Genomic DNA, 25,711 nt, shown 5'->3' with positions numbered 1-25,711 from the left:
CGTACGTATGGCCTGGGTCACGGGGGCGACGGTGTGACATGGACCGCAACTGTCTAAGCGCTTGCTTTTGCCTTCCTGTGGCGGTGGGGCGGGGCCCCTGAACGGCCTCCTCCTCAGACGCCGGACGGGCTGGTGGGCTCCGCCTCCGCCACACGGCGTCGCCTCCGGCGCTTCAGCAGCGCCCAGGGCCCCCGCGGCCCCGTGGGCATCGCCGCCGCGACCTCCGTGCCCGCCTCGGACGCGGCCTCGGCCGCCGCCCGGGCCACCGGCAGGAAGCCCTCGCGGCGCAGGGCGTCGGGGTGCTCCTCCTCGGCCGGCCACAGGCCGAGTGCCGCGCACACCGACGGCAGTATCGCCATCGCGGCCGTGGCGTACCCCTCCGCGGAGGGGTGGTAGTTGTCCGGGCCGAACAGCTCCCGCGGATTCTGCGCGAACTCGGGGCCCAGCAGATCGCCCAGCGACACCGTGCGCCCGCCCTGCTCGACGACGCCGATGGTCTGCGCCGCCGCCAGCTGCCGCGAGGCCCGCCGGGCCAGCCAGCGCAGCGGCTGCCGCACCCGCTCGATCGTGCCGAGGTCGGGGCAGGTGCCGACCACCACCTCCGCGCCGGCCGTGCGCAGCCGTCGTACCGCCCCGGACAGATGCCGCACCGAGCGGGTCGCCGGCATCCGGTGGGTGACGTCATTGGCGCCGATCATGATCACGCAGACGTCGGGCACCCGGCCCGGATCGGCGAGGACCAGCGCCACCTGGCGGTCCAGGTCGTCCGAACACGCTCCGGGCGCCGCGACCGATCCGAGCCGCACCGGCCGCTCCGCCACCGCCGCGAGCCCCGACGCCAGCAGCGCGCCCGGCGTCTGCCCGGCCCGGTGGACGCCCTGCCCGGCGGCCGTGGAGTCGCCCAGCATCATCAGCCGCAACGGCGGATCGGCGGCCGTGGGCAGGGTGCCGCCGTACAGCCCCTGCGCGTTCGGCACCCGGGCGGGCGTGCCGATGCCCACCCGGCGCCTGGCCAGCTGCACCTCCGCCACCACCAGGCCGACCGCCGCCGCCCCGGCCAGCCCGATGCCGCCGCCGCCGTACGCCGCCCCGGCCGCGATCCGTCTGGCCACCCTCGCCCTCGACATGCTCGTCATACGTCGACGCCACCTCCTGAAACCCGTACACCCTCTCCTTGCCCCGTACGGACGGTCGCCCAATCTCAACGCAGGGTGAACGACCGTCACGGGGCATGCGCGGGCCGGCAGGCCATAGGCTGGCCGAACCGATATCGACCCTTCATTTGCGGCATCCGGAGACCACGGTGCAATTCCACGACTCGATGATCAGCCTCGTCGGCAACACCCCGCTGGTGCGGCTCAACAGCGTCACCAAGGGCCTCAGGGCGACCGTCCTGGCCAAGGTGGAGTACTTCAACCCGGGCGGCTCGGTCAAGGACCGCATCGCCCTGCGCATGATCGAGGCCGCCGAGCAGAGCGGAGCGCTGCAGCCGGGCGGCACGATCGTCGAGCCGACCAGCGGGAACACCGGCGTGGGCCTCGCGATCGTGGCCCAGCAGAAGGGCTACAAGTGCATCTTCGTCTGCCCTGACAAGGTGTCCACCGACAAGATCAACGTGCTGCGCGCGTACGGCGCCGAGGTCGTCGTCTGCCCGACGGCGGTCGACCCCGAGCACCCGGACTCCTACTACAACGTCTCCGACCGGCTGGTGCGCGAGACGCCGGGCGCCTGGAAGCCGGACCAGTACTCCAACCCGCACAACCCCCTCTCCCACTACCACTCCACGGGCCCCGAGCTGTGGGAGCAGACCGAGGGGAGGATCACCCACTTCGTCGCGGGCGTCGGCACCGGCGGCACCATCTCCGGCACCGGCCGGTACCTGAAGGAGATCAGCGACGGCGCGGTGAAGGTGGTCGGCGCCGACCCCGAGGGCTCCGTCTACTCCGGCGGCTCCGGGCGCCCGTACCTGGTCGAGGGCGTCGGCGAGGACTTCTGGCCGACGGCGTACGACCGCGACGTCGCGGACGAGATCGTCGCCGTCTCCGACAAGGACTCCTTCCAGATGACCCGCCGCCTCGCCAAGGAGGAGGGCCTGCTGGTGGGCGGGTCCTGCGGCATGGCGGTCGTCGCGGCGCTGGAGGTGGCGGCGCGGCTCGGCGAGGACGACGTGGTCGTCGTACTCCTCCCGGACAGCGGGCGCGGCTACCTCAGCAAGATCTTCAACGACGAGTGGATGGCCGACTACGGCTTCCTGGAGGACGCGGGACCCAGCGCGCGTGTCGCCGAGGTCCTGAACCACAAGGAGGGCGGCCACATCCCCTCCCTCGTCCACATGCACCCGGACGAGACCGTCGGCGAGGCCATCGACGTGCTGCGCGAGTACGGCGTCTCGCAGATGCCGATCGTCAAGCCCGGCGCCGGCCACCCGGACGTGATGGCCGCCGAGGTCGTGGGCTCGGTCGTCGAACGCGAGCTGCTGAACGCCCTGTTCGCGGGGCGCGCCTCGCTGGAGGACCCGCTGGAGAAGCACATGTCCGACCCGCTGCCCCAGGTCGGCTCCGGCGAGCCGGTCGCGGACCTGATGTCGGTGCTCGGCGCCGCCGACGCGGCGATCGTCCTCGTCGAGGGCAAGCCGACCGGCGTGGTGAGCCGGCAGGACCTGCTGTCCTTCCTCGCCAAGGGCAAGTAGCACCTCGGGGTCCTTGTGGTCCTCGTGATCTTCGTGGACTTCGCGGAAGTGGTACGCGCGCGTCATGTGCACGCAGCAGTCGCTTAACACGGGACCGGCAGAGTAGTCGGTGTCGGCGTCACGGACCTTCCGGAGCGGCTCCCGGACCTCCAACGACGCCACGGACGCGCCGCCCGGGCCGTGAGGCCCGGCAGCGCGCGCGTCCCCGCGGGGACCGCCGTCGTCCCGCCCCCCAGCGCTGGGGGTGCGGCGGTCCCCGCGCAGTCTCCCCTCGGCCTTCCCTCAGTCCTCCCAGTCGCCCCGGTCGGCGCGGCGGCGGCGTCCGAACAGGTCCGGATTGGTCCGGGCGACCTGGACGACGTTGACCCCGACGATGCCTGCCCAGGCGACCAGCATCCCCGGGAGGTTCGCCACCCCGCCGCCGATCGCGGACAGCGGGACCGCGAGCACCAGCGAGACGATGCCGAAGCCGAAGCGCTCGCCGAAGGAGTCCGTGGGCCGCGGCGACCGGCTGTCCCGGGCCACCGTCATCTGCTGCTCCGCGAGCTGCCGGCGCACCCGGCGCTCGACCGCCCCGTCGATGCGCTGGTCGACCTTCTCCAGGAACGAGTCGACCAGCGCGGACTCGTACTCCTCACCCAGCTCCCTGCGGGTCTGCAGGGTGGCGTCGAGTTCCTTCTTGAGTTCGGCGTCGCGCGCGTCCATTCCCGTCATGTCCCCCACGCTAGGCAGCCACGACCCCTTCGGCACTGGGGAAAGCCCCCGTTTTCGACGGGGGAGGACCCGTAGGGGTCGGCCGGTGCCGCCGCCTCGCTGTATAACGGTATGCAGAAGCCGGGGCGTGTGAATAGGTCGAGGGGGCCATGTCGTGAGCGGGTCGAGCGGGACCGGTGGGGTCGACGGGGCCGGTGGAGCCGGCGGAGCCGACAGTGCGGCCGTGCGGCTGCAGGCGCTCTTCGAGGGGCACCGGCTGACGCCGACCCAGCGGCGCATCGCGCACAGCATGGTGCGCCGCGCGTCCGACGTGCCGTTTCTGTCGAGCGTGGAGCTGGCCGAGCTGGCGGGGGTGAGCCAGCCGTCGGTGACCCGCTTCGCGGTCGCCCTCGGCTTCGACGGCTACCCGGCGCTGCGCCGCCATCTGCGCGAGGTCGCACCGGCGGAACCGGTCGCCGACGCCGGCTCCCGCAACGAGTACCAGCAGGCCGTGGCGGCCGAGATCGAGAACCTGCGGCACCTGGCGGAGGTGCTGGCCGACCCGGGGCCGGTGCGGGAGGCCGGCCTGCTGCTCGCCGGGAGCCGGCCGCTGCCGGTGCTGGGGCTGCGGGCCGCCGCGGCGCAGGCGCACGGCTTCGCCTACTTCGCCGCCAAGGTGCACCCGGACGTCCGGCTGCTGGGCGAGGGCGGCACGATGCTGCACGACCGCATCGACGCCGCCGTCCGGGCCGGGGCGAGCACCCTGCTCTGCTTCGCCCTGCCCCGGCACCCCCGTGAGGTCGTCGAGGCGCTCGCGCACGCCAAGGAGGCGGGGCTGACGGTGGTGACCGTCGCCGACTCCGCCTTCGCGCCGGTCGCCAAGGTGTCCGACCTGCTGCTGCCCGCCGCCGTCGGTACCGGTCTCGCCTTCGACACCGCGTGCGCGCCGATGCTGCTCGGCAGGGTGCTGCTGGAGGCGATGTGCGACGACCTGCCGGACGCGCAGGCCCGGCTGGAGGAGTTCGACGCGAAGGCGGCGGCGCGGGGGCTGTTCGTCGAGTGACACTCGCTCAGTGACCCGGACGGCGGACGCGTTCTCAGACTCGTCTCAGCTTCCCCCACTACAGTGCGGCGCCTGACACACCCTTCAGACGCATGACACAGGCAGGAACGGGACGGGAGGCAGGACGTGGCGCGCGGAGGACAGGTGGGGCTGGCTCGGGTCGCCGTCGTCGTACGGGCGGGGGCGGCACCGCTGTGGTGGCTGGGCGTTTTCGCGGCGGGCATCGGGGTGCTGGTGCCGGGGCTCACCGGACGCCGCATCGGGGTGCTGGCAGGTGCCGCCCTCTTCATCGTCGCCACGGCCGTCGTGGCGTCCGTGCGCCGCAGGCGCTACACCGCCCTCGCCGCTTCGGCCGCCCGCGCGGGCAAGCACGACGTGCTCCAGGATCGCGCGGTGACCGTACGCAACTGGCGCCGGGGCCACCGCTGGTGGCTGCTGCTCGCCTTCCTCGCCGCCCTGGGCAGCGCCTTCGCCGTGCCCGCCGCCGCCGGACTGCTGATGGCGGGCTGCGGCGCCGGGCTGTGGCTGAAGTCCTCCTGGATCGGCCGCCGCGAGCAGTCCGGAGACGCCCTGCTGTGGGTCCGCGTGGACTGGCTCGCCGGCAACACCGGCCGCCCTGCGGGCAAGGCGGTCAGGGCCTACCGCAGCACCGGCATCGCGGCGGGCGACGCGGCACCGGGCGGGGCGAGGCGGAAGACGGCGGCGCTGGTCTGACCGGCGTCCGCCCCCGCCCCTTTGCCGGGCCGACGTCAGTGCATCCGACGTCAGCGCATCGACGTCAGCGCATCGACGTCAGCGCATCGACGTCAGCGCATCGACGTCAGCGCATCGACGTGTGCCGCGCCCGACTCGGCCACGATCTCCTCGACGGTCTGAGCCTCCCGCACGGTCGCGAAGGCGACGCCCGCGTCCGCCCGCGCCACGAAGCCGTGGACCGCGGGACGGGCGAGCGAGTTGTACGCGTAGTGGTGCGCGAAGTAGTACGCCCCCGTGTCCAGCGCCGCCGCGTAGTCCCCCTGCTCCAGCAGCGGCAGCGCCCGCCCCGCGGCCAGCAGGTCGCCCGCGAAGCACGCCGGACCGGCCACGTCCTGCACCACGTCGGGCCCCTCCTTCGGCCGGCCCTTGCCGCCGTACGCGGCGATCCGCAGCGGCCACGCCCCCGGCGCGTACACCGTCCGCGTCGCGACCTGCACGCCCGCGTGCGTCACCGCGACCGGCCGTCCCCCGGCGCTCTTGGCGTACTCCACGCGCGCCACGATCGTGCCGTGCTTGGCCAGCAGTGACCGCCCGAACTCGGTGACCAGCCCGTACCTTCCGTCGAACAGTCCCGGCACCGCCTCGCGCAGCACGCGCGCGTACTCGGCGTACGTCGGTGTCGTCTCGTCCGACGCGAAGTTCACCGGGAGCCCGCCGCCGATGTCGAGCGTGTCGACCTGACGGCGGCCCGCCCGCTCGTTGATCTCCTCGGCGAGCGCGTACGTCTCCCGCACGCCCTCGGCCATCAGGGCCAGCGGGATGCCCTGGGACCCGGTGTGCGCGTGCAGCCGGGTCAGCCACGGCCGGTCCAGATACGCGCTCACCACCCACTCGCGCGCCCCCTCGTCGCGCAGGGCCACGCCGAACTTCGAGGTCGCCGTCGCCGTCGACAACGCCTCGATGGAGCCGCCGCCGACCTGCGGGTTCACCCGGATTCCCAGGGGCGAGGCGGTGTCGGGGGAGGCCTTCACCAAGGCGTCCAGGCGCTCCAGCTCCTGCGGGTTGTCCGCGTTGACGGCGATGCCCAGGGACAGGGCCTCCGCCAGCTCGCCCGGCGTCTTGGCGGGCGAGTCCAGCACCGTCCGCTCCGCCGGCACCCCGGCCGCCCGCGCCAGCGCCAGCTCGCCCGGGCTCGCGACCTCGGCGCCGATGCCCGCCTCGTGCAGCAGCCGCAGCACCGGAACCAGCGGAGACGCCTTCACCGCGAAGGCGTGCAGCACGGGTGTCCCCGGTGCCGTCACCGCCTCGAACGCCGACCGCAGGGCCGCCGCCGACTCCCGTATCCCGGCGACGTCCAGCAGCCCGACGATCGGGGCCTCGGGGCCGAGCAGCCCCTGCTCGACGGCCGCCCGCACCGCCTCGTCCCGCCGCGCCGCCCGCTGCGCCTCGGGGCCGCCGAGGTCACCGCTCATGTCCGTGCCGTCGCTCACGCCATCCTCCATACCGTCGCTGTCCGCCCCGTACATCCAGCCAAACACTCGCACGCGCCCGGGGCAGGACACGAACGTATTGACTAGTTCTATTCACGAAGCGAGGATATGAATATCCGTAGCAACAATCCGCCGGGATCCGCCGGGAGCAAGCCACCAGGAGGCAGACCATGTCCGGACCTCGTCCTGTCCGAGCGCCACGCGGTACCGAGCCGAGCGCCCTGGGCTGGCAGCAGGAGGCCGCCCTGCGGATGCTGCAGAACAACCTCGACCCCGAGGTCGCCGAGCACCCCGACAAACTCGTCGTCTACGGCGGCACCGGCAAGGCCGCCCGCGACTGGCGCTCCTTCGACGCCATGGTCCGCACCCTGCGCACCCTCAAGCAGGACGAGACGATGCTCGTCCAGTCCGGCCGCCCCGTCGGTGTCATGCAGACCCACGAGTGGGCCCCGCGCGTCCTCATCGCCAACTCCAACCTCGTCGGCGACTGGGCCAACTGGGAGGAGTTCCGCCGCCTGGAGGCCCTCGGCCTGACCATGTACGGGCAGATGACGGCCGGCTCCTGGATCTACATCGGCACCCAGGGCATCCTCCAGGGCACCTACGAGACCTTCGCCGCCGTCGCCGCGAAGAAGTTCGGCGGCACCCTCGCCGGGACCATCACCCTCACCGCGGGTCTCGGCGGCATGGGCGGCGCCCAGCCCCTCGCGGTCACCATGAACGACGGCGTCGTGATCTGCGTCGACTGCGACCCGCGCGCCATCGACCGCCGCATCGAGCACCGCTACCTCGACGTGAAGGCCGACTCCCTCGACCACGCCCTCCAGCTCGCCACCGAGGCCCGCGACCGGCGCAAGCCGCTGTCCATCGGCGTCCTCGGCAACGCCGCCGAGCTGGTCCCGCAGCTGCTCGCCATGGGCGCCCCGATCGACATCGTCACCGACCAGACCTCGGCCCACGACCCGCTGGCCTACCTGCCCACCGGCATCGTCTTCGAGGACATGGCCGACGCCGCCGCCAAGGACCCGGCCGGCTTCACCACCCGCGCCCGCGAGTCCATGGCCCGGCACGTCGAGGCCATGGTCGGCTTCCAGGACGCCGGCGCCGAGGTCTTCGACTACGGCAACTCCATCCGCGGCGAGGCCCAGCTCGCCGGCTACGACCGGGCGTTCGCCTTCCCGGGCTTCGTACCGGCGTACATCCGCCCCCTGTTCTGCGAGGGCAAGGGCCCCTTCCGCTGGGCCGCCCTGTCCGGCGACCCCGCCGACATCGCCAGGACCGACAAGGCGATCCTCGACCTCTTCCCCGAGAACGAGTCGCTGGCCCGCTGGATCAAGCTGGCGGGGGAGCGGGTCCACTTCCAGGGCCTGCCCGCCCGGATCTGCTGGCTCGGCTACGGCGAGCGCGACAAGGCCGGCGAGCGGTTCAACGACATGGTCGCGAGCGGTGAGCTGGCCGCCCCGATCGTCATCGGCCGCGACCACCTCGACTGCGGCTCCGTCGCCTCCCCGTACCGCGAGACCGAGGCCATGCTCGACGGCTCCGACGCCATCGCCGACTGGCCGCTGCTCAACGCCATGGTCAACGTGGCCTCCGGCGCCTCCTGGGTCTCCCTCCACCACGGCGGCGGCGTCGGCATGGGCCGCTCCATCCACGCCGGACAGGTCACCGTCGCCGACGGCACCCCGCTCGCCGGGGAGAAGATCCGCCGAGTCCTCACCAACGACCCCGGCATGGGCGTCATCCGGCACGTCGACGCCGGGTACGACATCGCCGAGTCGGTGGCGGCCGAGCGCGACGTGCGGGTGCCGATGCGCGAGGGCCGTGAGGGCGACGACGCGCGCGAGGGTGGCGCCACGCGCGCGGGTGGCGACGCGTGAGCTTCCACAGCATGTGGGCGGAGCTGCTGCCGGTCGGGCGCAGCTCCGCCTCCGGCGGCTACCGCCGCTACGCCTGGACCGGCGCCGACACCGACTGCCGGACCTGGTTCCAGGAGCAGGCCGAGGCACGCGGCCTCGCCTACGAGAACGACCGCAACGGCAACCAGTGGGCCTGGCTCGGCGACCCCGCCGCCGGGAACGCCGTCGTCACCGGATCCCACCTGGACTCCGTGCCGGACGGCGGCGCCTTCGACGGACCCCTCGGCGTGGTCTCCGCCTTCGCCGCCCTGGACGAACTGCGCGGGAGGGGAGCGCGGTTCACCAGGCCGCTGGGCATCGTCAACTTCGGCGACGAGGAGGGCGCCCGCTTCGGCCTCGCCTGCGTCGGCTCCCGGCTCACCGCCGGCGCGCTCACCGTCGAACAGGCCCACCGCCTCACCGACGGCGACGGCATCACCCTCCCGCAGGCCATGGAGTCCGCCGGGTACGACCCGGGCACCCTCGGCCCCGACCCCGAACGGCTCGCCCGCATCGGCGCCTTCGTCGAACTCCACGTCGAGCAGGGCCGCGCCCTCGACCTGTCCGGCGACCGCATCGGCATCGCGTCCGCCATCTGGCCGCACGGACGCTGGCGGTTCGACTTCCGGGGCGAGGCCAACCACGCCGGCACCACCCGCCTCGCCGACCGGCACGACCCGATGCTGTCGTACGCCGAGACCGTCCTCGCCGCCCGCCGCGAGGCCGAACTCGCCGGCGCCGTCGCCACCTTCGGCAAGATCACCGTCGAACCGAACGGCGTCAACGCCATCCCCTCCCTGGTGCGCGGCTGGCTCGACTCCCGCGCCGCCGACCAGCCGAGCCTGGACACCGTGGTGACCGGCATCGAGAAGGCCGCCCGCGAGTACGCCACCGCCCACGGCGTCGACCTCGACGTCGTACGGGAGTCCTTCACGCCCGTCGTCGAGTTCGACCACGTTCTGCGCGACGAACTCGCCCGCATCCTGGACACGCGGACGGACCTGAAGGTCCCCGTCCTCGGCACCGGCGCCGGACACGACGCCGGGATCCTCTCCGACCGCGTCCCGACCGCCATGCTGTTCGTGCGCAACCCCACCGGCGTCTCGCACTCCCCGGCCGAGCACGCCGCCGAGGACGACTGCGTGGCCGGGGTGAGCGCACTCGCCGACGTACTGGAAGGGCTGGCCTGCACGTGACCTCCACCGAGCGGACCCGGACGTACTGGCTGGAGCACGCCTGGCTCGGCACCCACGTCGAGCCGGGCGTCGCCGTGACGGTGGCGGACGGCCGCATCTGCGCCGTCCGTCAGGACGTACCCGCCCCACCGCCCGGTGCCGAGATCCTGCGCGGACTGACCCTCCCGGGACTGGCCAACACCCACAGCCACGCCTTCCACCGCGCCCTGCGGGGCACCGTCCAGGTCGGCTCCGGCACCTTCTGGACCTGGCGCGAGGTCATGTACTCCGTCGCCGACCGGCTGACCCCCGAGACGTACCGCGACCTCGCCCGCGCGGTGTACGCCGAGATGGCACTGGCCGGCATCACCGCCGTCGGTGAGTTCCACTACGTCCACCACGCCCCCGGCGGCACGTCCTACGCCGACCCCAACGCGATGGGCGAGGCCCTGATCGAGGCCGCCGCCGAAGCCGGCATCCGCATCACCCTCCTCGACACCTGCTATCTGTCCTCCGGCTTCGGCGAACCCCCGAACACCCACCAGCTCCGCTTCTCCGACGGGACGGCGGAGGCCTGGGCGCAACGCTCTTCACTTCTCAAGGAACGGGATCACGCACGGATCGGGGCCGCGATCCACTCCGTACGGGCCGTGCCCGCCGACCAGTTGGCGACGGTGGCGCGCTGGGCCGAGGAGCGGCGGGCCCCGCTGCATGTGCACCTGTCGGAACAGACCGCCGAGAACGACGCCTGCCACCAGGCCCACGGGCGCACCCCGGCCGGGCTCCTCGCCGACCACGGCGTGCTCGGACCCCGCACCACCGGCGTCCACAACACCCACCTCACCGACGAGGACGTCGCGCTGCTCGGCCGCAGCCGCACCGGCACCTGCATGTGCCCGACCACGGAACGGGACCTCGCCGACGGCATCGGCCCCGCGGCCGCGCTGCAGCGGGCGGGCTCGCCGCTCTCCCTCGGCTCCGACAGCCACGCCGTCGTCGACCTGCTGGAGGAGGCGCGCGCGATGGAGCTCAACGAGCGCCTGCGCACCCGCACCCGCGGCCACTGGACCGCCGCCGCCCTGCTGCGCGCCGCCACCGCCGACGGCCACGCCGCCCTCGGCTGGGACGACACGGGACGCATCGAGGCCGGAGCCCGCGCCGACCTCGCGACGATCGCGCTGGACTCGGTCAGAACCGCGGGACCGCTGCCCAGGCTCGGCGCCGAGACGGCCGTATTCGCCGCGACGGCAGCGGACGTCCGGCACACGATCGTGGGCGGGCGGCACGTCGTACGCGACGGGGCGCACGCCCTCGTACCGGATGTGCCGCAGGCCCTGGCGCGGGCCGTCGAAGCCCTGCGCGCCTGACGACCAGCCCCCGCACCCGCCCCCACGAGGACACCAGGGACCCCATGAGCAGCAGCACCGTCATCACCAACATCGCCGCACTCGTCACCAACGACCCCTCCCTCGGCGACCACTCCCCGCTCGGTCTGGTCCGGGACGCGGCCGTCGTCATCGAAGGCGACCGCGTCGCGTGGACCGGTGAATCAAGCAAAGCACCCGCCACTGACAATCGCCTCGACGCCGACGGCCGGGCGGTCCTGCCCGGCTTCGTGGACTCCCACTCCCACCTCCTCTTCGCGGGCGACCGCACCGACGAGTTCAACGCCCGTATGTCCGGGCGCCCCTACAGCGCCGGCGGCATCCGCACCACCGTCGCCGCCACCCGCGCCGCGAGCGACGCGGAACTGGAGGCCGGCCTCACCCGTTACCTCGCCGAGGCCCTGCGCCAGGGCACGACGACCTTCGAGACCAAGTCCGGCTACGGCCTGACCACCGCCGACGAGTCCCGCGCCCTGCGCGTCGCCGCCCGCCACACCGACGAGGTCACGTTCCTCGGCGCCCACATCGTCGCCCCCGAACTCGCCGACGACCCCGCCGCCTACGTCGACCTCGTCACCGGCGAGATGCTCGACGCCTGCGCCCCGCACGCCCGTTGGATCGACGTGTTCTGCGAGAAGGGCGCCTTCGACGGCGACCAGGCCCGCGCGATCCTCACCGCGGGCAAGGCCAAGGGCCTGCACCCCCGCATCCACGCCAACCAGCTCTCCTACGGCCCCGGCGTCCAGCTCGCCGTCGAACTCGACGCCGCCAGCGCCGACCACTGCACCCACCTCACCGACGCCGACGTGGACGCCCTCGCGGGCAGCCGCACGGTCGCCACGCTGCTCCCGGGCGCCGAGTTCTCCACCCGCGCCCAGTGGCCGGACGCCCGCCGCCTGCTCGACGCCGGCGCCACGGTCGCCCTCTCCACCGACTGCAACCCCGGTTCGTCCTTCACGTCCTCCGTGCCCTTCTGCATCGCGCTCGCGGTACGGGACATGGGGATGACGCCGGACGAGGCGGTCTGGTCGGCCACCGCGGGCGGCGCCGCGGCCCTGCGCCGCGACGACGTAGGCCGCCTCACCCCGGGCGCGTACGCCGACCTGGCCCTCCTCGACGCCCCCAGCCACGTCCACCTGGCCTACCGGCCCGGTGTGCCGCTGGTCGCGGGCGTGTGGCGACGGGGGGTGCGTAAGGTGTGAGCAACGTGTGGACCGGCGGCGGAGGCGGCATGGCCAAGTACTGGTGGACGCCGTTCCTGGTGAACGTGCTGCTCGGGATTCCGGGCGTCGTGCCGTTCTGGCTCGTGTGGTACCTGATGGCCAACTGGCCGCTGGCGGAACTGGGCTGGACCGTGCGGGAGCCGACGGAGAACGACGGCATGGCGCTCTGGCTCGTGATCGTCGTCCCCGTGGTGGCGGTCTTCACGATGATCTGGTGGCTGGTCAACGCGCCGTTGCGGCGCCGGACGTCCCTCGCGCCGCGCACTTTCTGGCTCCTGTGCGGGCTGGCCCCGCTGCTGCCGACGGCGGCGCTGATCGCCAACTCCCCGTGAAGAGCGGCGGCAGCCCGAAGGGGGGCGGCCCGGCCTCGGACCGCCCCCCTTCAGGGCAAGCGTCACGCGGTGAGGATCACTCCTCGACCGTGAGCCCCTTGCGCAGCCGTACGAGTGTCCGCGACAGCAGACGTGAGACGTGCATCTGGGAGATGCCGAGTTCCTCGCCGATCTCCGACTGGGTCATGCCCGCGACGAAACGGAGGGAGAGGATCTTCCGGTCCCGGGAGGGCAGCTCGGCGATCAGCGGCTTCAGCGACTCGACGTACTCGATGCCCTCAAGCCCGTGGTCCTCGTAGCCGATGCGGTCCGCGAGGGCGCCCTCGGCGTCGTCCTCCTCGGGCTGGGCGTCCAGCGAGGAGGCGGTGTAGGCGTTGGACGCCGCCATGCCCTCGACGACCTCGTCCTTGGACAGGCCGAGGTGCTCGGCCAGCTCGGAGACCGTGGGGGCGCGGTCGAGGCGCTGGGCCAGCTCGTCGCCGGCCTTGGCCAGGTCCAGCCGCAGCTCCTGGAGGCGGCGCGGGACGCGCACGGACCACGAGGTGTCACGGAAGAAGCGCTTGATCTCGCCGATGATGGTCGGCATCGCGAACGTGGGGAACTCCACACCGCGCGACAGCTCGAAGCGGTCGATCGCCTTGATCAGGCCGATGGTGCCGACCTGGATGATGTCCTCCATCGGCTCGCTGCGCGAGCGGAAGCGGGAGGCGGCGAACTTGACCAGCGCGAGGTTCAGCTCGACGAGCGTGTTGCGTACGTACGCGTACTCGTGGGTGCCTTCCTCCAGCGACTCCAGCCGCTCGAAGAGGGTCTTGGACAGGGCCCGGGCGTCCGCGGGAGCGACCTCGGCGTACGCGGGGATGTCCGGAAGCCCGGCGAGTGCGCCGTCGTGGTCGACGACCGCGTCATGGTGCTCGATGGGATCCAGATGTTCCGGAGGGAGTGTCGACGTCGCTTCGTGGGTACGCGATCCGTCGAGCCGGGGTGACATGATGTCCTCCATCGTTCTCGGCATACGGCTGCCGAAGCCAGTTGCGTGCACTGCGGTGTGCGGCGCCTCCAAAGCCGGCCGTGTCGGTTTACGTGTCCTACTAGCCCTACCGGGTTTACCGAGTGGACCGCAAGTGTGTTCTGTGCGGGTATGTCCGTTTGTGTGCGGTTGTTCGGGTGTCGGAGTGCGGTGGGAAGGCGTAGTGTTCGAGGGCGTCAGCAAGCAGTCACGACCTCGGGAGAGAGAAACGGCATGGACCGCGGGACGGTCGGCAGTGCCCAGTCGGGCCGGCTTCTGGTCGAGGTACGGGAAGAGGGCCCCAGCGCCGTCGTGACCCCGGCGGGTGAGTTGGACCACCACACCGCCGATCTGTTGCGGGAGCCGCTGGAGGACTGTCTCGCCAAGGGATTCAATCGGCTTGTCGTGGACTGCTCGCGCCTGGAGTTCTGCGACTCCACGGGACTCAACGTCCTGCTCGGCGCGCGGCTGAAGGCGGAGGCCGCGGGGGGCGGTGTGCATCTGGTGGCCATGCAGCCGGTGGTGGCGCGCGTGTTCGAGATCACGGGGGCCGAAGCGGTCTTCACCCTTCATGACACGCTTGAGGCCGCCCTGGCCGACGAGTCCGACTGAGCTGGTCCTTGTCCGGCCGGCGGCGGGTTTCGTGCGCTTCCCGGGGCGGGCGTTTTCGCCCCGTCCCGTGTTTCGTGCCGAATACAGGGGTGTTCGTACGGTCCGGTCGGGCAGGAGAGACCCTGAGTTGGCTGTGTACGACTTTGCTGTCTACAGACTTTGAAACGTGAACTGGTGAATCGGTGAGGTGAAGCGCTGATGAGCACCACCCGGCCCTACTCGCCGGGCGACCGCGGTCCGGAGCCCAGCGGCGCTTCCGGGGCGTCCGAGGGGGGCGTGCCCGAGACCGGGGAGTCCGAAGGGGACGTGCCCGCCGGGCAGGCTGCCGTGATGGGGGCGTCCGGGCCCGCGTCCGGGGCGTCCGTGCCCGCGGCGCAGTCTTTCGGGCGGCAGGCCCGCAGGCTGAGCTTCGAGGACGCGAGCGGGGTCGTCCCGCTGGCCCGTGACTTCACCCGCGAGGCGCTGTACGCCTGGGGCTGGCTGCCCTCCGCCACCGCTGACCAGCGGGCCGCCGCGGAGGACGTACTGCTCGTGGTGTCCGAGCTGGTCACCAACGCCTGTCTGCATGCCGAGGGTCCGGACGAGCTGTGGATCACCTGCGAGAAGAAGGTGATCCGGCTGGAGGTCTCCGACCGCGGCACGGGCCAGCCGGCACCGCGCACCCCGCACCGGGCCGGGCGGCCCGGCGGACACGGCATGTTCATCGTGCAGCGGCTGTGCCTGGACTGGGGCGTCGTACGGACGCCGGGGGTCGCGGGCAAGCGGGTGTGGGCGGAGCTGGGCGCCCCGGCGTAGGCCTGCGGCGCTTGTGCAGGTCTTTGCCCACCCGCGCACCCGTCTCGGTCGGCCAAGAGGCCGCCGTCCCCGGGGATCCGTCCCGGGCCCCGGTAGGGACCGTTGCTCCGCGCTACCCCCGCACCTCGAACCAGAGCAGCTTCCCGGCACCGCGCGGGAGCACGTCGTCGCCTAGCGACCACCCGCCCCACGAGTCAGCGCACGCTTGCACGAGCTGCAGCCCGCGCCCGCCCTCCACGTCCCCCGGCGGGGCGGAAACCGTGCGGAGGCTTCCCGGCAGTTCTGCGAATGGGGAGGGGACGTGCGGGCTACTGTCCCACACCCCGACCCGCAGCCGCCCGTCACTCAGCGCGGTGAGCCGCAGCGAGCACGGGCCGCGGGTGTGCCGGTAGGCATTGGTGACCAGCTCCGACGTCAACAGTTCGACGGTGTCCAGCACTTCGTGCCGCCAGTGCCCACCGAGGGCGGCCCGTACGGTCACTCGTGCGACCCGTGCGGCTCTGGGGTCGTGCGGCAGGCGGAGGGCGTACGCCCAGGTGTCGGACGGGGATACGGTGCCCATGAAGGGCCTCCAGGAGAGAGTGGATCGGTTTGCCCAACGGCCGCGGCTGCGGTGGCTGTGGGCTGGGTGCAGAACTGCGCAAACTCCGAGAGCGGGCTGGGTTCACCGCCACGAGCGCCGCCGGGCTCCTGGGCGTCAACCAGGCACGCGTCAGCATGATCGAGACCGGACGCACACCGATCAGCTCCGACCGGCTCCGCTCGATGGCGCATGTCTACGACTGCAGTGACGAGGAACTGATCGACGCCCTCGCCGCGATGACGGGCAAGCGGACGCGTGGTTGGTGGGAGGAGTACCGTGACCATGTCCCGGTCGCCTTGGTCGACCTGGCCGAGCTGGAGCATCACGCCTTCGGACTACGCGTGGCACTCCTGATCCACATCCCGGCGCTGCTCCAGACCACCGACCATGCCCGCGCCCTGTTTCGCGCAGTGGTTCCACCGATGCGTCAGTACGAGATCGAGCACCGCCTCACACACCGCATGAAGCGGCAAGGCATCTTGCACCGGGCGGAACCACCCCCATACACAGCGGTCCTTCACGAAGCGGCACTTCGCATGGACTTCGGCGGCCCGGTCGTCGCGCGTGAGCAGCTCCAGCACTTGCTCGACATGAGTGAACTGCCCCATGTCACCGTCCGGGTGATCCCTTTCGGCACGAACCACTTCCCCACCACCGGCCAGTCCTTCGACTACGTGGAGGGGCCTGTCCCTCAGCTCGACACGACCCAACTGGATTCGCATCACGGTGCCTGCGAGTTCCTCGATGCCGAGGCTCAGCTGTGCAAATACCGGGCCGTACTGGACCGCATGGAGTCCTGCGCACTGGACCGCGCCAAGACACGCGACTTCATCCACCAACGCATCCAGGACTTGTGAAGGAACGACTCATGCAGACCCTTGACTGGCAGAAGTCCACGTACAGCGGCGACGGTTCGAACTGCGTCGAGATAGCCACCACCCCGGCCGCCATCCTGGTCCGCGACTCCAAGGACCCCGACGGTCCGCGGCTCGCCCTCCGCCCCGCCACCTGGGCGGACTTCGCCCCGTACGCGGCCCTGGGGGACACCCCCGAACGCCCGGAGGGTCACCCCATCCGACGGATGAGGTGACCCTCCGAGAAGAAGCGGGCGTGCCCGCAGGGCTCAGCGCACGTCGCCCATGAGTTCCTTGACACGCTTGCGGTACATCCAGATCGCGATGCCCGCGACCACGGCGAGCGTGGCTTCCGCGGCGACGATGCCCGTCCTGTTGAGGTCGACGCCGGCGATGGAGAGCAGACCGGTCGTGGCGTCACCGGCGGTGACGGCCAGGAACCAGACGCCCATCATCTGCGAGGCGTACTTCACCGGCGCCATCTTCGTGGTGACCGACAGGCCGACCGGGGAGAGCAGCAGTTCACCGCAGGTCTGGACGAAGTAGATCGCCACCAGCCACAGGGCCGCCGCCTTGTGGCCGCCCTCCGCGATGCCCAGCGGGGCCAGGAAGAGGAAGAAGGACGCGCCGACCAGGGCCAGACCGAAGGAGAACTTGACGATCGTGCTGGGCTCCTTGCCGCGGCGGGCGAGGGCCAGCCACAGCGTGGCGAAGACCGGGGCCAGGGCCATGATGATGACCGGGTTGACCGACTGGTACCAGGAGACCGGGAAGTCCCAGCCGAAGACGCTGTTGTTGGCCGAGGAGTCGGCGAAGAGCGACAGGGTCGAGCCGCCCTGGTCGTAGATCATCCAGAAGACGGCCGCGGCGACGAAGAACCAGATGTACGCCGACATCTTGGACTGCTCCGCGCGGTCCAGGGACTTGTCGCGCTTGATGTTGGTCAGCACCAGCACCGGGATGATCACGCCGAGCAGGGTCAGCGGGACCAGGATCCAGTTCAGGGTGTAGTTGCCCGAGAAGCCGACGATCGCGTAGAAGACGAGGGCGATCGCGGCCCAGAACGCGGCCTTGCGCAGCGTCGAGGTCTTCTCCTGGACCGACAGCGGCTTGGGGACCACGCTCGAGTGGGGAGCCAGGTGGCGGCTGCCGAGCAGGAACTGGATGACGCCCAGGCCCATGCCGACCGCGGCGAGCGCGAAGCCCAGGTGCCAGTTGACGCTCTCACCGATGGTGCCGATGGTCAGCGGCGCGAAGAAGGCACCGAGGTTGATGCCCATGTAGAACACGGTGAAGCCACCGTCGCGGCGCGGGTCGTCGGGGCCGTTGTAGAGCTGGCCGACCATCGTGGAGATGTTGGCCTTCAGCAGACCCGAGCCGATGGCGACCAGACCGAGCCCGGCGTAGAACGTGCCGGAGGACGGCAGCGCCAGCGTGAGGTGGCCCAGCATGATCACACCGCCGGCGATGGCGACGGTCTTGCGGGGACCCCAGACCCGGTCGCCGAACCAGCCGCCCGGCATCGTGAGCAGGTACACCAGCGAGAGGTACACGGAGTAGATCGCGGTCGCGGTGCCGGCGCTGAGGCCGAGGCCACCCGGGGCGACGAGGTACAGCGGGAGGAGAGCCCTCATGCCGTAGTAGGAGAACCTCTCCCACATCTCGGTCATGAAGAGTGTGGCCAGTCCGCGGGGGTGGCCGAAGAAGGTCTTCTCGGAGCCGGGGGTGCCCGGGGTGACCGAGTCCTTCGTCAGGCTGGACGCCATGGTCGATCCTTGCTGGTCGGGACGCGCTCATGAGGCGATGCGCGCCCGGTGGGGGGCGGCCGGCACCGGCGGCCTTCCCCACCCGTCCCACGCCTGGGGGACTCCGCTCCGGATTGCGAAGCGGTGGGCGGCGGCCACCGGGATCCACGCCTCGGCGCGCGTCGGTGCACGCGGTGAGGCCCGGCCACAGGTCATTCCTTTCAAGGCCGGCCGTGGGGGCCGGCCCGCACACAAAAGAGACCTTCAGCGTCGAACTGTCGCCAAAGGTCCCCTGGGTGCTACAGGCGCTGATTCACCATACGGCAGGACACCGCCCGGTATGGAAGGACTTGAGACGCGGATCACAGGTAATAGTGGAACCGCGAACGATCTTTCGAAGGTCCTCCCCAGGATGGCACCCCACAGCCGCAGGTTCGCACCGGGGGTCGACGGGGCAGGTCGCGCGGCGGATGCCCGGCTTGTCCGTAGGTAAGAGGCCCTCGGCGCGATCATGCCCCGGGCGTTGGTCCGAGCGGTCTACCATCAGCTCATGACCCGTGTACTGCTCGCCGAGGACGACGCGTCCATCTCGGAGCCGCTGGCCCGCGCACTGCGCCGGGAAGGGTACGAGGTCGAGGTGCGTGAGGACGGCCCCACCGCACTCGACGCCGGGCTGCAGGGCGGCATCGACATGGTCGTGCTCGACCTCGGTCTGCCGGGCATGGACGGTCTCGAGGTCGCCCGCCGGCTGCGGTCCGAGGGCCACGCCGTGCCGATCCTGATCCTCACCGCGCGCGCCGACGAGGTGGACACCGTCGTCGGCCTGGACGCGGGCGCCGACGACTACGTCACCAAGCCCTTCCGCCTCGCCGAGCTGCTCGCCCGGGTCCGGGCCCTGCTGCGGCGCGGTGCCGTCGAGCCCGCGCAGCCGCCCGCCACCCACGGCGTGCGCATCGACGTCGAGTCGCACCGGGCCTGGATGGGCGAGGAGGAGCTCCAGCTCACCGCCAAGGAGTTCGACCTGCTGCGGGTCCTGGTGCGCGACGCCGGCCGGGTCGTCACCCGCGACCAGCTGATGCGCGAGGTCTGGGACACCACCTGGTGGTCGTCGACGAAGACCCTCGACATGCACATCTCCTGGTTGCGCAAGAAGCTCGGCGACGACGCGGCCAACCCCCGCTACATCGCCACCGTGCGCGGCGTGGGATTCCGTTTCGAGAAGAACTGAGCGGGCCCCCAGGGGCCGCGCACGGGCAACCGGGTAAGAGGACATGCGCCGCCGACTGATCCAGTCCACGCTCGCCGTGGTGCTCGTCGTGATCGCCGTCTTCGGCGTCTCCCTCGTCATCGTCGAGGCCCGGACGATCAGCAGCACCGCCCAGGAACGGGTCGACCTGGAGGCGGTGCGGCTGGCCAGCATCGTGGACAGCCGGCTGATCGGCACCGGCTCCGTCGACGCCGGGTTCCTGCGGGAGCAGATCCGCGACGCCCGGTACGCCGTGATCCGCATCCCCGGCGAGCCGGTCATCGAGGTCGGCAGCAAGCCGTCCGGTGAGGTGCTCCAGGGCAAGGCCACCGGCGAGGAGGGCGAGACGGTCCTCGTCGAGGAGCCCAGTTCCTCCGTGACCCGGGAGGTCGGGCGGACCCTGCTGATCATCGGCCTGGTGGCGCTGCTCGCGGTGATCGCGGCCGTGGTGCTGGCGATCCGGCAGGCCAACCGCCTCGCCTCCCCGCTCACCGACCTCGCCGAGACCGCCGAACGCCTCGGCTCGGGCGATCCGCGCCCCCGCCACAAGCGCTACGGCGTTCCCGAACTGGACCGGGTCGCGGACGTGCTGGACTCCTCCGCCGAGCGCATCGCCCGGATGCTCACCGCCGAGCGCCGCCTCGCCGCCGACGCCTCCCACCAGCTGCGTACGCCGTTGACGGCGCTGTCCATGCGGCTGGAGGAGATCACCCTCACCGACGAACCGGAGACGGTGAAGGAGGAGGCGACGATCGCCCTGTCGCAGGTGGAGCGGCTGACGGACGTCGTGGACCGGCTGCTGACCAACTCCCGTGACCCGCGCAGCGGCTCCGCCGTCACCTTCGAGCTGGACGACATCATCCAGCAGCAGATCGCCGAGTGGCGCCCCGCCTACCGCAGTGAGGGACGCGCCATCGTCAGCTCCGGCAAGCGCCATCTGACGGCCGTGGGCACCCCGGGCGCCGTGGCGCAGGTGCTGGCCGCCCTGATCGAGAACTCCCTGATGCACGGCGGCGGTACGGTCGCCCTGCGGACCCGGGTGACCGGCAACCAGGCCGTGGTCGAGGTAACCGACGAGGGTCCCGGCGTCCCGGGCGATCTGGGGGCGCGGATCTTCGAGCGGGCGATCAGCGGACGCAACTCCACCGGCATCGGCCTCGCCGTCGCCCGTGACCTGGCCGAGGCGGACGGCGGCCGCCTGGAGCTGCTCCAGGGCCGCCCCCCGGTCTTCGGCCTGTTCCTGTCCCGCACGCCGCCCTCGAAGAAGTCCGCCGGGGACGGTGGGGAGACGGTGCGCTGAGCGGAGCGGGTCAGCGGTGGGCGGCGGGGGCGCCGTCCGCGCTGCGCACCACGGTCGGGTGCTCGTGCTCCAGGAAGGTCTCCGCCCGCGTCACCGGCTCACGGGCGGGCAGCGCGCGGAAGACCCAGCTGCGGTACGACCAGAAGCGGAACAGTGTCCCGATCCCGATGCCGAGGAACTTGAAGATGTTGCTCTGCAGCGGGCTGTCCCAGCCGAAGCCGTACGTCGCCGTGTAGAGCACGCCGTTCTCGATCACCAGGCCGACCGCGCTGAACAGCAGGAACAGCGACATCTCGCGGGTCCGGCCGCTCTTGTCGCGGTCGCGGTAGGTGAAGTAGCGAAAGCCCAGGTAGTTGAAGATGATCGCGACGACGGTCGCGATGATGCTGGCGCGCACCACCTGGAGGTCGGTCACCTGCCGCACGAAGTTGAAGACGAGGAGGTTGACCAGCACCCCCGCGCCGCCCACCGCGCCGAACTTCACGACCTCACGCACCAGGCGGTCGAACCGCTCCCGCATCCCGCCGCGCGGAGCCTGCGGCGCGGGTGGAGCCGTATGAGCACCCGAGGAACCATGTCCCATGGTCGTGCAGGCCCCCGTCCATCGGTTGGCGTCAATCCGTTCATGCTAACCACCCGGACGCGCGATCTTCCTGCGGAAGGCCTTCGGAGGACCGGAACGGGTGCCGGGACCGCTGGGAAACGGCCGGTAAACAGGTGGGCGCCGCGCGGCCGATACGCTAGGGGTGTGACGTTCCCCGTAGTCGGCATGGTCGGCGGTGGCCAGCTCGCTCGTATGACACACGAGTCGGGCATCCCGCTGGGCATCAGGTTCAAGCTCCTCAGTGACACCCCTCAGGACTCCGCGGCGCAGGTCGTGAACGAAGTCGTCATCGGCGACTACCGCGATCTGGACACGCTGCGCGAGTTCGCGCGCGGCTGTGACGTGATCACCTTCGATCACGAACATGTGCCGACCGAGCACCTCAAGGCCCTGGAGGCGGACGGCATACCCGTGCGTCCCGGCCCCGACGCGCTCGTGCACGCCCAGGACAAGGGCGTGATGCGCGCGAGGCTCGACGCGATCGGCGTGCCCTGCCCGCGGCACCGGATCGTGAGCGATCCGGCCGACGTGGGTGTCTTCGCCGCGGAAGGCGCCGCGGAGGGCGAAGGCTTCCCCGTCGTCCTCAAGACGGTCCGCGGCGGGTACGACGGCAAGGGCGTGTGGGTCGTGGACTCCGTGGCGGAGGCCGCCGAGCCCTTCCGCGCCGGTGTGCCCGTGCTGGCGGAGGAGAAGGTCGACTTCCTCCGCGAGCTGGCCGCCAACGTGGTCCGCTCCCCGCACGGCCAGGCGGTGGCCTACCCCGTCGTCGAGTCCCAGCAGGTCAACGGCGTCTGCGACACGGTGATCGCGCCCGCCCCCGACCTCGACGAGGCGCTGGCGCTCAGGGCCGAGGAGATGGCGCTCAGCATCGCCAAGGAACTGGACGTCGTCGGCCACCTCGCCGTCGAGCTGTTCCAGACCCGCGACGGCCGCATCCTCGTCAACGAACTGGCGATGCGCCCGCACAACTCCGGCCACTGGACGATGGACGGCGCGATCACCTCGCAGTTCGCCAACCACGTCCGCGCGGTCCTCGACCTCCCCCTCGGCGACCCGCGCCCGCGCGCGAAGTGGACGGTGATGGTCAACGTCCTGGGCGGCGACTACCCCGACATGTACTCCGCGTACCTGCACTGCATGGCCCGCGACCCGCAGTTGAAGATCCACATGTACGGCAAGGACGTGAAGCCCGGCCGCAAGGTGGGTCACGTCAACACCTACGGCGACGACCTGGACGACGTGCTGGAGCGCGCCCGTCACGCTGCCGGCTACCTGAGAGGGACGATCACCGAATGAGCCAGGCCAGCCCGGTCAGCCCGGTCGTGGGCATCGTCATGGGGTCGGACTCCGACTGGCCCGTCATGGAGGCCGCCGCCAAGGCGCTCGACGAGTTCGAGGTCGCCTACGAGGTCGACGTCGTCTCCGCGCACCGCATGCCGCACGAGATGATCGCGTACGGCGAGCAGGCCGCCGGACGCGGACTGAAGACGATCATCGCCGGGGCCGGGGGCGCCGCCCACCTGCCCGGCATGCTCGCCTCGGTCACCCCGCTGCCGGTCATCGGCGTACCGGTGCCGCTGAAGTACCTCGACGGCATGGACAGCCTCCTGTCCATCGTGCAGATGCCGGCCGGCGTACCCGTCGCCACCGTCTCCGTCGGCGGCGCCCGCAACGCCGGTCTGCTGGCCGCCCGCATCCTCGCCGCCCACGACGAGGAACTGCTGGGCCGCATGCGCGAGTTCCAGCAGGACCTCAACGACCAGGCCACCGAGAAGGGCAAGCGACTGCGCAACAAGGTCGAGGGCTCGGCGGCCGGTTTCGGATTCGGAAAGTGACCAAGTGACGGAGAAGACGGAAGGCACGCGGATGACCTCGCTGGACCGGGCCCGGGAGCTGCTGCGCGAGTTCCCCGTCGTCGACGGGCACAACGACCTGCCCTGGGCACTGCGCGAGCAGGTCCGCTACGACCTCGACGCCCGTGACATCGCCGCCGACCAGTCCGCCCACCTGCACACCGACCTCGCCCGGCTGCGGGCCGGCGGCGTCGGCGCGCAGTACTGGTCGGTGTACGTCCGCTCGGACCTGCCGGGCGCGGTCACCGCGACGCTGGAGCAGATCGACTGCGTACGGCAGCTCATCGACCGCCACCCCGGCGAGCTGCGGGCCGCGCTGAGCGCCGCCGACATGGAGGCCGCGCGCGCCGAGGGCCGGATCGCCTCCCTGATGGGCGCCGAGGGCGGTCACTCCATCGACAACTCGCTCGCCACGCTCCGCGCGCTGTACGCGCTCGGCGTGCGCTACATGACGCTCACCCACAACGACAACAACGCGTGGGCGGACTCGGCGACCGACGAGCCCGCCGTCGGGGGTCTGTCGGCCTTCGGCCGCGAGGTCGTGCGGGAGATGAACCGCGAGGGCATGCTGGTCGACCTCTCGCACGTGGCGGCGACGACGATGCGCGCCGCGCTGGACACCTCCACGGCGCCGGTGATCTTCTCGCACTCCTCCTCCCGCGCCGTCTGCGACCACCCGCGCAACATCCCGGACGACGTCCTGGAGCGGCTGCCCGCCAACGGCGGCATGGCGATGGTGACGTTCGTGCCGAAGTTCGTGCTCCAGGCGGCCGTGGACTGGACGGCCGAGGCCGACGCGAACATGCGCGCGCACGGCTTCCACCACCTGGACAGCAGCCCCGAGGCGATGAAGGTCCACGCCGCCTTCGAGGAGCGCGTCCCGCGCCCCGTCGCCACCGTGTCCACGGTCGCCGACCACCTCGACCACATGCGCGAGGTCGCCGGCGTCGACCACCTCGGCATCGGCGGCGACTACGACGGCACGCCCTTCACCCCGGACGGGCTCGGCGACGTCTCCGGCTATCCGAACCTGATCGCCGAGCTGCTCGACCGCGGCTGGTCGCAGGCCGACCTGGCCAAGCTGACCTGGAAGAACGCGGTCCGTGTCCTGGACGCCGCCGAGGACGTGGCCCGTGGGCTGCGGGCGACACGGGGGCCGTCCAACGCCACCATCGAGCAGCTGGACGGCTCGGCAGTCGGGCAGTCGGGCGGCTGAGCCGCCCCGCTTCCCGCCCGGGTGGGGCGCGCGTACCCCCGAACGCCCCACCCACCAGGAAGCCCTTTCCGCTCCGTGCGACGGTGGCCGTAACTCACGACGACCGTACGGAGCCCGTCATGGCAGACCTCCAGGACGACCTGCACACCGGCACCGAGGCCAGTGGGCTCGACGACCTGCCCGTGCCGCTCACCGCGGAGGTCTTTCCGCCGGAGCCCTACGCGCCCGTGTCCGACCCCGACGACGAGCCGCTGACCCGGGCGCACGCCGTGCTGGCCGCCCATCCCGTCGCCGACGGCTGCAACGGCCTGCCCTGGGCGCTCAAGCACCTGCCCTGGTACGACCTGGAGCTGGGCGAGAGCGCGGTCGACACCGATGTGCCGCGGCTGCGCGAGGGGCACGTGGGCGCGCTGCTGTGGTCGCTGCACCTGCCCGAGTCCTTCGACGGGGACCGTGCGGTCGGCGCCACCCTGGAGCAGCTGGACCTGGTCAAGACGGTCGTACGCGCCCACCCGGAGGGGCTGCGCCTGGCGTACGACGCGGGGCAGGCCATCGACGCCCGCAACTGCGGCCGCATCGCCGTGCTGCCCGGCCCCGCGGGCGCCGCCGCCCTCGGCGACGGTCTCGGCATCCTGCGTTCCCTGCACGCCCTCGGCCTGCGCGTGCTGACGCTGTCCGGCGTGACCTGGGCGAGCGAGGAGGGGCTGACCCGGTTCGGCGAGGAGGTCGTCCGGGAGATGAACCGGCTCGGTGTCGTCGCCGACCTCTCCGGCGCCAGTGCCGAGACCATCCGCCGTACCTTCGCGGTGTCCAAGGCGCCGGCGCTGTGCACCCGCTCCGCCGCCCGCGCCCTGCGCCCGCACCCCGCCAACCTCCCGGACGACCTGCTCGTGGAGCTGGGTGCGGCGGGCGGCCTGTGCATGGTGCCGCTGACCGCCGAGCAGACCGGCCCGACCGTCCGGGACGTCGCCGACCACCTCGACCACGTCCGCACGGTGGCAGGACCGGAGAGCGTCGCCCTGTCCGGCACCTACGACACCGGTACCGCCCACCCGCTGGAGCTGGGGGACCCCTCCTGCTATCCCCGGCTCGTCGCCGAGCTGCTGCGCCGCGGCTGGGACGAGGCGGACGTGGCCCTGCTGACCTGGGGCAACGTCCAGCGCGTCCTGCGCGCCGCGGCCTTCACCGCGCGGGCCGCACAGCTGCGCCGCGAGCCGTCCACGGCGACGATCGCCGACCTGGACGGCTGA

25 protein-coding genes are annotated in these 25,711 nt (G+C 71.9%); 18 read left to right on the top strand and 7 right to left on the bottom strand.

Annotated features, from left to right (window positions below; translation table 11 throughout):
- Positions 1-113 precede the first annotated feature (113 nt).
- Positions 114-1,136, bottom strand: coding sequence for an SGNH/GDSL hydrolase family protein (locus ACGH7X_RS15970; RefSeq protein ID WP_399885891.1), 1,023 nt, complete (start codon positions 1,134-1,136; stop codon positions 114-116).
- A 167-nt stretch (positions 1,137-1,303) separates the two neighbouring features.
- On the opposite strand from ACGH7X_RS15970, the gene ACGH7X_RS15965 reads away from it, so the two are divergent.
- Positions 1,304-2,689 carry a cystathionine beta-synthase gene (locus ACGH7X_RS15965; protein WP_399885889.1) on the top strand — a complete coding sequence of 462 codons (1,386 nt, stop codon included), beginning with the start codon at positions 1,304-1,306 and terminating at the stop codon, positions 2,687-2,689.
- Between the two features lie 282 nt (positions 2,690-2,971).
- Here ACGH7X_RS15965 and ACGH7X_RS15960 read toward each other — a convergent pair whose 3' ends face one another.
- Positions 2,972-3,394 carry a hypothetical protein gene (locus ACGH7X_RS15960; RefSeq protein ID WP_399897051.1) on the bottom strand — a complete coding sequence of 141 codons (423 nt, stop codon included), beginning with the start codon at positions 3,392-3,394 and terminating at the stop codon, positions 2,972-2,974.
- A gap of 163 nt (positions 3,395-3,557) precedes the next feature.
- On the opposite strand from ACGH7X_RS15960, the gene ACGH7X_RS15955 reads away from it, so the two are divergent.
- Positions 3,558-4,445: a MurR/RpiR family transcriptional regulator gene (locus ACGH7X_RS15955; protein ID WP_399885887.1), complete on the top strand. Its 888-nt coding sequence runs from the start codon at positions 3,558-3,560 to the stop codon at positions 4,443-4,445.
- 126 nt (positions 4,446-4,571) lie between these two features.
- Positions 4,572-5,159, top strand: a complete 588-nt coding sequence (locus ACGH7X_RS15950) for a hypothetical protein (RefSeq protein WP_399885885.1) — start codon at positions 4,572-4,574, stop codon at positions 5,157-5,159.
- Positions 5,160-5,251: 92 nt separating this feature from the next.
- Here ACGH7X_RS15950 and ACGH7X_RS15945 read toward each other — a convergent pair whose 3' ends face one another.
- A complete protein-coding gene (locus ACGH7X_RS15945) occupies positions 5,252-6,613 on the bottom strand; it encodes a diaminopimelate decarboxylase (RefSeq protein WP_399897048.1) in 1,362 nt (453 codons plus the stop codon).
- A 188-nt stretch (positions 6,614-6,801) separates the two neighbouring features.
- On the opposite strand from ACGH7X_RS15945, the gene hutU reads away from it, so the two are divergent.
- From hutU to ACGH7X_RS15920, 5 genes are read left to right on the top strand one after another with little or no spacing between them, the layout of a single operon-like run.
- Positions 6,802-8,511, top strand: coding sequence for a urocanate hydratase (hutU, locus tag ACGH7X_RS15940; protein ID WP_399885883.1), 1,710 nt, complete (start codon positions 6,802-6,804; stop codon positions 8,509-8,511).
- The gene (locus tag ACGH7X_RS15935; protein ID WP_399885881.1) at positions 8,508-9,725 is read left to right on the top strand and encodes an allantoate amidohydrolase; all 1,218 of its coding nucleotides are present in this window, start codon (positions 8,508-8,510) and stop codon (positions 9,723-9,725) included. The genes hutU and ACGH7X_RS15935 overlap by 4 nt, the downstream gene beginning before the upstream one ends.
- Positions 9,722-11,071: a formimidoylglutamate deiminase gene (locus tag ACGH7X_RS15930; protein WP_399885879.1), complete on the top strand. Its 1,350-nt coding sequence runs from the start codon at positions 9,722-9,724 to the stop codon at positions 11,069-11,071. Before ACGH7X_RS15935 ends, ACGH7X_RS15930 begins: the two co-directional genes overlap by 4 nt.
- Positions 11,072-11,115: 44 nt before the next feature.
- On the top strand, positions 11,116-12,291 hold the full coding sequence (gene hutI / locus ACGH7X_RS15925) for an imidazolonepropionase (RefSeq protein WP_399885877.1): 1,176 nt from the start codon (positions 11,116-11,118) through the stop codon (positions 12,289-12,291).
- Positions 12,292-12,320: 29 nt separating this feature from the next.
- Complete coding sequence (locus ACGH7X_RS15920) at positions 12,321-12,644, top strand: hypothetical protein (protein WP_399897045.1); 324 nt, start codon at positions 12,321-12,323, stop codon at positions 12,642-12,644.
- Positions 12,645-12,720: 76 nt separating this feature from the next.
- Here ACGH7X_RS15920 and ACGH7X_RS15915 read toward each other — a convergent pair whose 3' ends face one another.
- Positions 12,721-13,635 (bottom strand): RNA polymerase sigma factor SigF, encoded by a 915-nt coding sequence (locus ACGH7X_RS15915; RefSeq protein ID WP_399885875.1) that lies wholly within the window; start codon positions 13,633-13,635, stop codon positions 12,721-12,723.
- Positions 13,636-13,887: 252 nt separating this feature from the next.
- Here ACGH7X_RS15915 and ACGH7X_RS15910 point away from each other — a divergent pair, with 252 nt between their 5' ends.
- Both ACGH7X_RS15910 and ACGH7X_RS15905 read left to right on the top strand, forming a co-directional pair.
- Complete coding sequence (locus ACGH7X_RS15910; protein ID WP_055417279.1) at positions 13,888-14,265, top strand: STAS domain-containing protein; 378 nt, start codon at positions 13,888-13,890, stop codon at positions 14,263-14,265.
- 198 nt (positions 14,266-14,463) lie between these two features.
- Positions 14,464-15,060 (top strand): ATP-binding protein, encoded by a 597-nt coding sequence (locus tag ACGH7X_RS15905; RefSeq protein WP_399885873.1) that lies wholly within the window; start codon positions 14,464-14,466, stop codon positions 15,058-15,060.
- A 112-nt stretch (positions 15,061-15,172) separates the two neighbouring features.
- Here the strand turns inward: ACGH7X_RS15905 and ACGH7X_RS15900 are convergent, their stop codons facing one another.
- Complete coding sequence (locus ACGH7X_RS15900; RefSeq protein WP_399885871.1) at positions 15,173-15,622, bottom strand: ATP-binding protein; 450 nt, start codon at positions 15,620-15,622, stop codon at positions 15,173-15,175.
- Between the two features lie 29 nt (positions 15,623-15,651).
- On the opposite strand from ACGH7X_RS15900, the gene ACGH7X_RS15895 reads away from it, so the two are divergent.
- Both ACGH7X_RS15895 and ACGH7X_RS15890 read left to right on the top strand, forming a co-directional pair.
- A complete protein-coding gene (locus ACGH7X_RS15895) occupies positions 15,652-16,500 on the top strand; it encodes a helix-turn-helix transcriptional regulator (RefSeq protein ID WP_399885869.1) in 849 nt (282 codons plus the stop codon).
- Positions 16,501-16,511: 11 nt separating this feature from the next.
- Complete coding sequence (locus ACGH7X_RS15890; protein WP_399885867.1) at positions 16,512-16,733, top strand: DUF397 domain-containing protein; 222 nt, start codon at positions 16,512-16,514, stop codon at positions 16,731-16,733.
- A gap of 33 nt (positions 16,734-16,766) precedes the next feature.
- Here the strand turns inward: ACGH7X_RS15890 and ACGH7X_RS15885 are convergent, their stop codons facing one another.
- On the bottom strand, positions 16,767-18,263 hold the full coding sequence (locus ACGH7X_RS15885; RefSeq protein WP_399885865.1) for an MFS transporter: 1,497 nt from the start codon (positions 18,261-18,263) through the stop codon (positions 16,767-16,769).
- A gap of 529 nt (positions 18,264-18,792) precedes the next feature.
- Between ACGH7X_RS15885 and ACGH7X_RS15880 the strand changes: the two genes are divergently transcribed.
- Both ACGH7X_RS15880 and draK read left to right on the top strand, forming a co-directional pair.
- A complete protein-coding gene (locus ACGH7X_RS15880) occupies positions 18,793-19,470 on the top strand; it encodes a response regulator transcription factor (RefSeq protein ID WP_399885863.1) in 678 nt (225 codons plus the stop codon).
- Between the two features lie 43 nt (positions 19,471-19,513).
- Positions 19,514-20,788 (top strand): two-component system sensor histidine kinase DraK, encoded by a 1,275-nt coding sequence (draK, locus tag ACGH7X_RS15875; RefSeq protein ID WP_399885861.1) that lies wholly within the window; start codon positions 19,514-19,516, stop codon positions 20,786-20,788.
- A 10-nt stretch (positions 20,789-20,798) separates the two neighbouring features.
- Here the strand turns inward: draK and ACGH7X_RS15870 are convergent, their stop codons facing one another.
- On the bottom strand, positions 20,799-21,371 hold the full coding sequence (locus tag ACGH7X_RS15870) for a GtrA family protein (RefSeq protein ID WP_399885859.1): 573 nt from the start codon (positions 21,369-21,371) through the stop codon (positions 20,799-20,801).
- A 165-nt stretch (positions 21,372-21,536) separates the two neighbouring features.
- Here ACGH7X_RS15870 and ACGH7X_RS15865 point away from each other — a divergent pair, with 165 nt between their 5' ends.
- The 4 genes from ACGH7X_RS15865 (at position 21,537) to ACGH7X_RS15850 (ending at position 25,711) form a co-directional block, all read left to right on the top strand.
- Entirely contained in the window at positions 21,537-22,688 is a 1,152-nt protein-coding gene (locus ACGH7X_RS15865) for a 5-(carboxyamino)imidazole ribonucleotide synthase (RefSeq protein ID WP_399885856.1), read from the top strand.
- A complete protein-coding gene (purE, locus tag ACGH7X_RS15860; protein ID WP_399885854.1) occupies positions 22,685-23,227 on the top strand; it encodes a 5-(carboxyamino)imidazole ribonucleotide mutase in 543 nt (180 codons plus the stop codon). The genes ACGH7X_RS15865 and purE overlap by 4 nt, the downstream gene beginning before the upstream one ends.
- 31 nt (positions 23,228-23,258) lie before the next feature.
- Positions 23,259-24,461 carry a dipeptidase gene (locus tag ACGH7X_RS15855; protein WP_399897042.1) on the top strand — a complete coding sequence of 401 codons (1,203 nt, stop codon included), beginning with the start codon at positions 23,259-23,261 and terminating at the stop codon, positions 24,459-24,461.
- A 119-nt stretch (positions 24,462-24,580) separates the two neighbouring features.
- The gene (locus ACGH7X_RS15850; protein ID WP_399885852.1) at positions 24,581-25,711 is read left to right on the top strand and encodes a dipeptidase; all 1,131 of its coding nucleotides are present in this window, start codon (positions 24,581-24,583) and stop codon (positions 25,709-25,711) included.

This window comes from Streptomyces sp. BBFR51 (assembly GCF_044591655.1).
GTDB lineage: Bacteria > Actinomycetota > Actinomycetes > Streptomycetales > Streptomycetaceae > Streptomyces.
This window is presented reverse-complemented; position numbering and strand designations above follow the sequence as displayed.